The sequence below is a fragment of the Marivirga sp. genome (assembly GCF_024636815.1).
Taxonomy (GTDB): Bacteria; Bacteroidota; Bacteroidia; order Cytophagales; family Cyclobacteriaceae; genus Marivirga.
The window spans coordinates 1-8120 of record NZ_JAGXGF010000170.1; the positions used below are offsets into that span (position 1 = coordinate 1).

Annotated in this window: 7 protein-coding genes; 4 read left to right on the forward strand and 3 right to left on the reverse strand. The window is 36.7% G+C overall.

Going from position 1 to position 8120, the window contains the following annotated elements; translation table 11 throughout:
- Positions 1-86 precede the first annotated feature (86 nt).
- From gyrB to Q0L29_RS12535, 3 genes are all read left to right on the forward strand, one after another.
- Positions 87-2048, forward strand: a complete 1962-nt coding sequence (gene gyrB / locus Q0L29_RS12525; RefSeq protein WP_296622139.1) for a DNA topoisomerase (ATP-hydrolyzing) subunit B — start codon at positions 87-89, stop codon at positions 2046-2048.
- 74 nt (positions 2049-2122) lie between these two features.
- Positions 2123-3283 (forward strand): aminotransferase class I/II-fold pyridoxal phosphate-dependent enzyme, encoded by a 1161-nt coding sequence (locus tag Q0L29_RS12530; RefSeq protein ID WP_296622142.1) that lies wholly within the window; start codon positions 2123-2125, stop codon positions 3281-3283.
- Positions 3280-4140: a prephenate dehydrogenase gene (locus Q0L29_RS12535; protein ID WP_296622144.1), complete on the forward strand. Its 861-nt coding sequence runs from the start codon at positions 3280-3282 to the stop codon at positions 4138-4140. Before Q0L29_RS12530 ends, Q0L29_RS12535 begins: the two co-directional genes overlap by 4 nt.
- Before the next feature lie 144 nt (positions 4141-4284).
- Here the strand turns inward: Q0L29_RS12535 and Q0L29_RS12540 are convergent, their stop codons facing one another.
- A complete protein-coding gene (locus Q0L29_RS12540; protein WP_296622146.1) occupies positions 4285-4974 on the reverse strand; it encodes an NAD-dependent deacylase in 690 nt (229 codons plus the stop codon).
- Between the two features lie 77 nt (positions 4975-5051).
- Between Q0L29_RS12540 and Q0L29_RS12545 the strand changes: the two genes are divergently transcribed.
- The gene (locus Q0L29_RS12545) at positions 5052-5999 is read left to right on the forward strand and encodes an OmpA family protein (protein WP_296622148.1); all 948 of its coding nucleotides are present in this window, start codon (positions 5052-5054) and stop codon (positions 5997-5999) included.
- Between the two features lie 65 nt (positions 6000-6064).
- Here the strand turns inward: Q0L29_RS12545 and Q0L29_RS12550 are convergent, their stop codons facing one another.
- Both Q0L29_RS12550 and Q0L29_RS12555 read right to left on the reverse strand, forming a co-directional pair.
- Positions 6065-6499 carry a peptidylprolyl isomerase gene (locus Q0L29_RS12550; RefSeq protein ID WP_296622150.1) on the reverse strand — a complete coding sequence of 145 codons (435 nt, stop codon included), beginning with the start codon at positions 6497-6499 and terminating at the stop codon, positions 6065-6067.
- 392 nt (positions 6500-6891) lie between these two features.
- The gene (locus Q0L29_RS12555) at positions 6892-7596 is read right to left on the reverse strand and encodes an ABC transporter substrate-binding protein (RefSeq protein WP_296622152.1); all 705 of its coding nucleotides are present in this window, start codon (positions 7594-7596) and stop codon (positions 6892-6894) included.
- Positions 7597-8120: the final 524 nt, after the last annotated feature.

The following is an 8120-nucleotide window of genomic DNA, read 5'->3' on the forward strand; positions in this document are numbered from 1 at the left end:
GATAAAGCCAGAAAGTGAAAAAACACTTAATAAAGCTATCAAAATCCATTAAAATAACCTATTTTTGACCTTTTGGTAAAAACACTATGAGTAAAGAAAAAGATAACAAGAACAAAGAATATTCAGCGGGTAATATTACCGTTTTAGAAGGTTTAGAAGCAGTAAGAAAAAGACCTGCCATGTACATTGGCGATGTTGGCTTTAAAGGACTTCACCATATGATTTGGGAAGTAGTGGATAACTCCATAGATGAGGCCATGGGAGGCTATTGTACTAAAATTACTGTTGAAATTAATGAAGATAATTCAGTTACAGTAATGGATGACGGTCGTGGTATTCCTGTAGATATTCATGAAAAAGAAGGGCGTTCTGCTTTAGAGGTTGTAATGACAGTGCTTCACGCTGGTGGTAAATTCGATAAAGATTCTTATAAAGTTTCTGGTGGTTTGCACGGTGTAGGGGTTTCTTGTGTGAATGCTTTGTCTACCATGTTGAAGGCTACAATTTATAGCCGAGATGGTAAAATCTACGAGCAGGAATATTCTAAAGGATTTCCAAAAGAGCCTGTAAAGCCAGTAGGTGAAACTGATATTACTGGTACTAAAATCCAGTTTAAGCCTGATAATACTATATTCATTGAGTCTGAATTCAAATATGAAACGGTTGCTTCTCGATTAAGAGAATTGGCTTATTTGAATGCCGGAATTAAAATAAAATTACAAGATCATAGAGATAAAGACGAAGAAGGTAACTCAAAAGAAGAAAATTTCTTCTCAGAAGGTGGTCTTTTAGAGTTTGTAGAGTATTTGGACGTAAGCCGTGAAAAATTAATTCCTCAGCCTATTTATATGGAAGGGGAAAAGAATGGTGTTCCGGTTCAGGTTGCTTTAAATTATAATACTTCTTACAGTGAGAATGTGGTTTCATATGTAAACAACATTAACACCATTGAAGGAGGTACGCACGTTTCTGGTTTTAGAAGAGCTTTGACCAGAACGCTAAAAAGTTATGCTGATAAATCAGGGCTCTTAGAAAAGCAAAAAATTGAAATAACCGGTGATGATTTCCGCGAGGGATTAACGGCTATTATTTCAGTTAAAGTGCAGGAGCCTCAATTTGAAGGTCAGACGAAAACTAAATTAGGTAACTCAGATGTAATGGGTGCAGTGGAAAGCTGTGTATCTGAAACCTTACAATATTTCCTGGAGGAAAATCCTAAGGCAGCCAAAACCATTGTACAGAAAGTAATCTTAGCAGCGCAAGCAAGAAATGCAGCTAAGAAAGCCAGAGAGATGGTTCAAAGAAAGAACGTTATGACTGGTTCTGGATTGCCTGGAAAACTAGCGGATTGCTCTGAAAAAGATCCTGCATTATGCGAAATATACTTGGTTGAGGGAGATTCTGCCGGTGGTTCTGCAAAACAAGGACGAGACCGTAATTTCCAAGCTATTCTTCCTTTGAAAGGTAAAATTTTGAATGTAGAAAAAGCACAAGAGCATAAGATTTACGATAATGATGAGATTAAAAATATTTTAACGGCACTTGGTGTTCGTATTGGAACTGAGGATGATGAAAAAGCACTTAATCTTGAAAAATTAAGGTATCATAAAATCGTAATCATGACCGATGCTGATATTGATGGATCTCACATTCGTACTTTAATTCTAACACTTTTTTTCCGCTACATGCGTGAACTTATCGATCTAGGCTATATATATATAGCACAACCACCTTTATATTTAATTAAAAGAGGGAAAACAGAACGTTACGTTTTTACTGAAGATGAAAGAGTGGAAGTAGTAAAGGAAATTTCTCCTGATGGAACTGAAGGTGCTGTTCATTTACAGCGATATAAAGGTTTGGGTGAAATGAATCCTGAGCAATTATGGAATACTACCATGGATCCTAAGACTAGAAAAATGAAACAGGTATCAGTAGAATCTGCTGCTGAGGCTGATCACTTATTTAGTATGTTGATGGGAGATGAAGTTCCACCGAGAAGAGAATTCATAGAGAAAAATGCAAAATATGCTAAGATAGATATTTAAACATTTTGGATAAATCATTATTATTAAGGCCTGAGCATAAAAGTTCAGGCTTTTTTATTTTCAAAATTTAGAATATGATTAAAACTGCTGATAGAATTAAGAGTGTAGAGGAATATTATTTCAGTAAGAAGTTACAAGAAGTAAGAAGTTTGGATAGTCCTGACTTTCCTGTGATCAATCTGGGAATAGGAAGTCCTGATCTGGCGCCACATCCCACTGTTATTAAGGCTTTAAATAATGCAGCTATCAAGCCCAATGTACATGCTTATCAATCTTATAGAGGTATTCCTGAATTAAGAAATGCAATAGCAGAATATTATACTCAATATTTTAAGGTAGAATTAGATACTGAAAATGAAATCCTGCCACTGGTAGGATCCAAAGAAGGAATCATGCATATCACTCAGGCATTTGTTAATGCTGGTGATAAAGTTCTAGTTCCAAATCCGGGCTATCCTACTTATGCAGCGGTAGCTAATTTGGTTCAGGCAGATATTCAATATTATGATTTAAAAGAAGAAAATAAGTGGCAGTTAGATATTAAGGCCATTGAAAAACTGGATTTGGATAAAGTGAAGTTATTCTGGCTTAATTCGCCCCACATGCCAACAGGAGTTCAATATCCCAAAGAGACACTTCAAAAGTTAATTGAATTAGCTCAAAAGCATCAGTTTTTAATAGTGAATGATAATCCCTATTCTATGATTTTAAATCAGGATTATCAAAGTATCTTATCAATCGAGGGAGCTTTTGAAGTTGCCATTGAGCTTAATTCCTTAAGCAAATCTCATAATATGGCAGGCTGGAGATTAGGATGGTGCATGGGAAAAGCGGAATTCATTAATGCTATTTTGAAGGTGAAAAGTAATATGGACAGTGGAATGTTCAAGCCCTTACAAATAGCAGCGGCAGAGGCGCTTAAATTAAGTGAAGATTGGTTTGAAAACTTAAATGCAGTTTACACAGAAAGAAGGATACTGGCAGAACAAATTCTGAATAAAATAGGCTGTTCATTTGATGGAAATCAACAGGGATTGTTCCTGTGGGCTAAAATGCCTTCTAGCATGGTTTCATCCGAAGAGTTTGTGAATTTAATATTACATGAATATAAAGTTTTCTTAAGTCCGGGGTTTATTTTTGGTTCGCAAGGAAAAGGCTTTGTCAGAATCTCTTTATGTGCTGATGAATACCAATTTAAAACGGCCCTTGAACGCCTAAAAGATTTTAAATTATGAAGCAGATGATTAATAGCATAAGTGTATTCGGATTAGGCTTAATAGGTGGGAGTTTTGCTCTAGCTGTAAAGAATAAATTTCCGGATATCAATATTTATGGAGTAGATCAAAATCCTGATCATGCTGCAAAAGCACTGGAGTTAAATTTGATTAATGAAATCAAGTCAGCTGATGATAAAGAAGTGCTTGAATCTGATTTAATCATCTTGGCAATCCCAGTTAGCGCAATTTATGATCTGCTACCTGCCTTATTATCGAATATTTCAGAAAACACGGTGATTATTGATGGCGGTTCAACCAAAGCGGGGATTTGCCATAATGTTGGCCAACATCCGAAAAGAGCGCAGTACGTGGCAGCTCATCCTATAGCCGGAACAGAATATTCAGGACCTGAAGCCGCCTTTCCTAAGCTTTTTGAAGGAAAGAAGAATATTATCTGTGAGTATGATTTAAGCAGTGAGAAGGCTAAAAGTTATGCTAATTGGCTTTTTGAGATTGTAGGGATGAAAAATATCTTTATGGATGCAGAAAACCATGATAAACATCTGGCTTATGTTTCGCATCTTTCTCATATTAGCTCTTTTATGCTAGGCTTAACGGTTTTGAATATCGAAAAGGATGAAGAAAATATCCTTAATCTGGCAGGTAGTGGTTTTGCCAGCACAGTCCGCTTAGCTAAAAGTTCACCGGAAATGTGGGCTCCCATTTTTCAGCAAAATAAATCACATCTTAGCAAAGCATTGGATGAATATATTCTACAATTGCAGCATTTTCAGAAGCAATTAGCAGAAGGGAATAGTGCTGAGTTAAAATCCTTGATGCATAAAGCCAATGAAATTAGGAAGGTATTGAAATGAGTAAAGATAATATTCCAATAATAGATTTTTACAACAGCATTGTCTTACTACAAAAGAGAATAAAAGCCTAAGGCTTTTTTCTTTTAACCGCTATGGGCACTGAGTTTTTCACAGAGTTACACAAAGGTTAAACAACATTACCGTTTAAAGAGCTATCAACTTCTCCTTCAATTCTTTCATACCTTCCACAGCGCCCTTGGGAATAGCAGTGATCTGATTGCTTCCATAATAGTCGGGAGTGCTTGGATCCACTACATAAATAGGAACATCACAGTTTACTTCATGAATCAAGCCTGCTGCAGGATAAACTTGAAGAGAAGTCCCCACTACTAATAAGATATCTGCGGAAGCGGTAATACGCGCTGCCGGCTCCATCATAGGCACTATTTCGCCAAACCAAACGATATGCGGCCGCAATTGAGATCCTTTTTCGCATAAATCTCCTTCTTTTATTTCCCAACCCTCCAGCTCATAGACTAGATTTTCATCCACGCAGCTTCTGGCTTTTTTAATTTCGCCATGTAAATGTAAAACCTTGGATGAACCACCTCTTTCATGCAGATCATCAATGTTTTGAGTGATGATTTGTACATCATAATGGGCCTCCAGTTCGGCTAAAATTTTATGGGCTTCATTCGGTTCTGCCTCTAAAACGGCCTTTCTTCTTTGGTTGTAAAAATCTAAAACCAAGGCCTGGTCTTTCTCCCAGCCTTGAGGAGAGGCTACCTCCATTACATCATGTCCTTCCCAAAGTCCGTCTGCTCCTCTGAAAGTTGGAATTCCACTTTCTGCACTTATTCCGGCACCGGTTAAGACTACTAATTTCTTTTGCATAACTTTATATTTTGAAATGATACAATCAATATTTAATTAGTTTCGTTACAAACTTCAATATAATAAAACCTGAAAAAATGATAGCAAGAACAATTTTTATTGCCTTAATAATTTTTAGTAGTGCGGCCTGCGTGACGCAGAAAAAGTATGATGAGCTTTTAGCCGAAAAAGTAAGACTGGATGCTGAAAAAATGTCTTTAGAGGATGAGGTGGAAATGAAGATGAATGCCATTGAATCCTTAGAAGCCCAACTAGCGGAGGAGCAGGAAAAATTAGAGCAAACAAGAAAAGCTTATCAGGCTTCTCAAAGCAGTCTCGATTCTTTGCAGCAGCAATATGAAACGCTCAATGATTATTATGATAAGCTCATGAGTAGTAGCGGTAAGCTCAATAAAGATTTAGTAAACAAAGAAAAGCAGCTATTGCAAATGGAAGCTGATCTGGAAATCTCTAAGCAGCGAAATGATGAACTGGCAGCCAATTTAGCGGAGCGCGAAGAAAGAGTAGCTGAATTAGAAAAAGTTTTAGCCGATAAAGAAGCAGCCGTAAATGCCTTGAAGCAAAAAGTAAGTGAAGCTCTTCTTAATTTCAAGGAAAACGATCTGACTGTCGAAGTGAAAAACGGAAAAGTCTATGTATCCTTAGCAGAGCAGCTTTTATTTAATTCAGGCAGTACAGTAGTCGATGAGAAAGGAGTGGAGGCTTTGAAAAAACTAGCGCAAGTACTGAAAGATAATCAGGATGTGAATATAGTAGTAGAAGGCCATACAGATGATGTGCCTATTTCTGGAAATAATAAATATCTAAAAGACAACTGGGATTTAAGTGTTCTGAGAGCTACTTCTATTGTGAGGATTTTAACCAATAATGGAGCCTCACCTGAAAGAGTTACAGCAGCCGGTAAAGGAGAATTTTCACCTAAAGCAACGAATGAAAATGCAGAGGGTAGAAGAGAAAACAGAAGAACGGAAATTATTTTGACTCCTAAATTGGATGAGTTATTCCAGATATTGGAGGGGAATTAGTTTGATGTGGGGTGTAGGGTGAAGGATGATTGATGTACACCCATCATCCTTCATCCCTTATCTCCCTACTCTGTAATCGTCACTTTTTCCATCATATCTCCTTGACGGATATCGTCAATAATATCAAGGCCTTCATATACTTTCCCGAAAGCAGTGTGTTTTCCGTCTAGGTGTTGAGTATTTTGTCTACCGTGGCAGATAAAGAACTGTGAACCACCAGTGTTTTTACCGGCATGCGCCATAGATAAAACACCTTTTTCATGATATTGCTTCTCGCCATCAGTTTCACAATCGATAGAATATCCCGGGCCACCTGCACCAGTTCCATCAGGGCAACCGCCTTGCACAACGAAATCAGGAATCACTCTGTGGAATGTTAAACCATCATAAAATCCTTTATTTGCCAAATCGTGAAAGTTTTTCACAGTGTTTGGGGTGGCATCATCATAAAATTCGATTTTTAATGTGCCTTTGTTGGTTACTATTTCTGCTTTGCTCATAATTACTAATATATAGATTCTTAAACTTATTACCTTAGTTCGATCAATTGAACCTTGTCATACCGGAAAATTAAGACTTAATTTTTAAAAAAGGCTTAATTTATCCGGTATCTCCTTCAAATTTCCGAAATGACGCTTTGAAGATGTTTTGCCATGATTTAAAAGAAACTGAGGTTATTATCTCATTTCAATTCTTGTTGATCTTAGAAGGTATTTTCAATTCCGATATTTTAAATACTATTTCTTTTCCAGACCAACTCTTCAGTATCAGCCATCTCATTAATGATATTGGCGGCCTTTAAAGTATAAACCACATTTTTCAACATCTTATTACTTACCCATCCATCAGTAGCCCATTCTGTAGCATGATACCACTTTGCAGCATCTTCTTTTTAAATTTCAAAGCGCTCACTTACAATATCCACAGCATCTTCATTCTCCATAAACATGGCAGAGGAACGCTGAATTTGTCTTAGTACTCTGGAGATATCTTTAGGCCTTTCATTAATGATGTCATTGTGAGCAGCCAAAACGAAACAAGGCCAAGGCGTTACGTATTCACCAATCCTTTTCAATTCACCTCTTTCTACATAAGGCTTAGTGGTATATTTCTCCCAGTAAAACACATCGGTTTCCTGCTTTTGAAGCGAATCTAAAGCCCCTTTCAGGTTATTGATAATATGAAATTGTGATTCCTCTATCTTTTTGTCATTATTCAAAGCATCCACTATAGGCATTAAGTGAGAGCCAGAGCCAATTCTGCTAATGGCAAATTTCTTATCATAAATTTCTTTATGGTCTTTTATAGGGTTTTCTGGACCGCTATGAATGCCCCAAATCAAAGGACTTTTGACATACCCACTAATAATTTTAGCTGGAACACCTTGTAAAATACCACTTACAATTCCCTCGGTTAAAATAGCGCAAATGTCCACTTCATTATTGATTAACGCCTCTCTCATTTCGCCAGTTCCACCTTCAAATGTTTTCCATTCTATGCTTAGTCCTTCCTTTTGAATAGCTCCAGATTCAATGGCTAAATGAATAGGGGTGTTATAATGTTCGGGAACCCCACCGATTCTTATCGTTTTACTCACAATGTCATTCTTTTTTTGAGTGCACAAACATACAATCTTTCTGTTTTGAATTAATGGAAAATTTTAGGTTTTGTTTATTTTTTCAAGGGTTGTGGATTTTACTCTGAATTTGAGTTTATCATTTTAATTAAGTTGTGCCAACTTATTTTAGGACGAGTCCTAATATTACGCCCTTTCAGGGCTTGGATTCTTGCTTTATTATTTTCACAGGGCTTTACCCTGTGTTATGATATGACGTCCTTTCAGGACTTAGGGAAGGGAAAGATAAGCTACTTAACTTAAGTAAAAAGGCAAAAATTAAACAAAATAGCGTATTATTAAAAGACCACCTTATTTTTCAGGCAATTATAGCAAGTTAACTGCATAAATTTTGTAATTATTATAGGCCCGAAGGGCTGAAATATCTTTTCAAGGGTTGTGGATTTTACTCTGAATTTGAGTTTATCATTTTAATTAAGTTGTGCCAACTTATTTTAGGACGAGTCCTAATATTACGCCCTTTCAGGGCTTGGATTCTTGCTTTA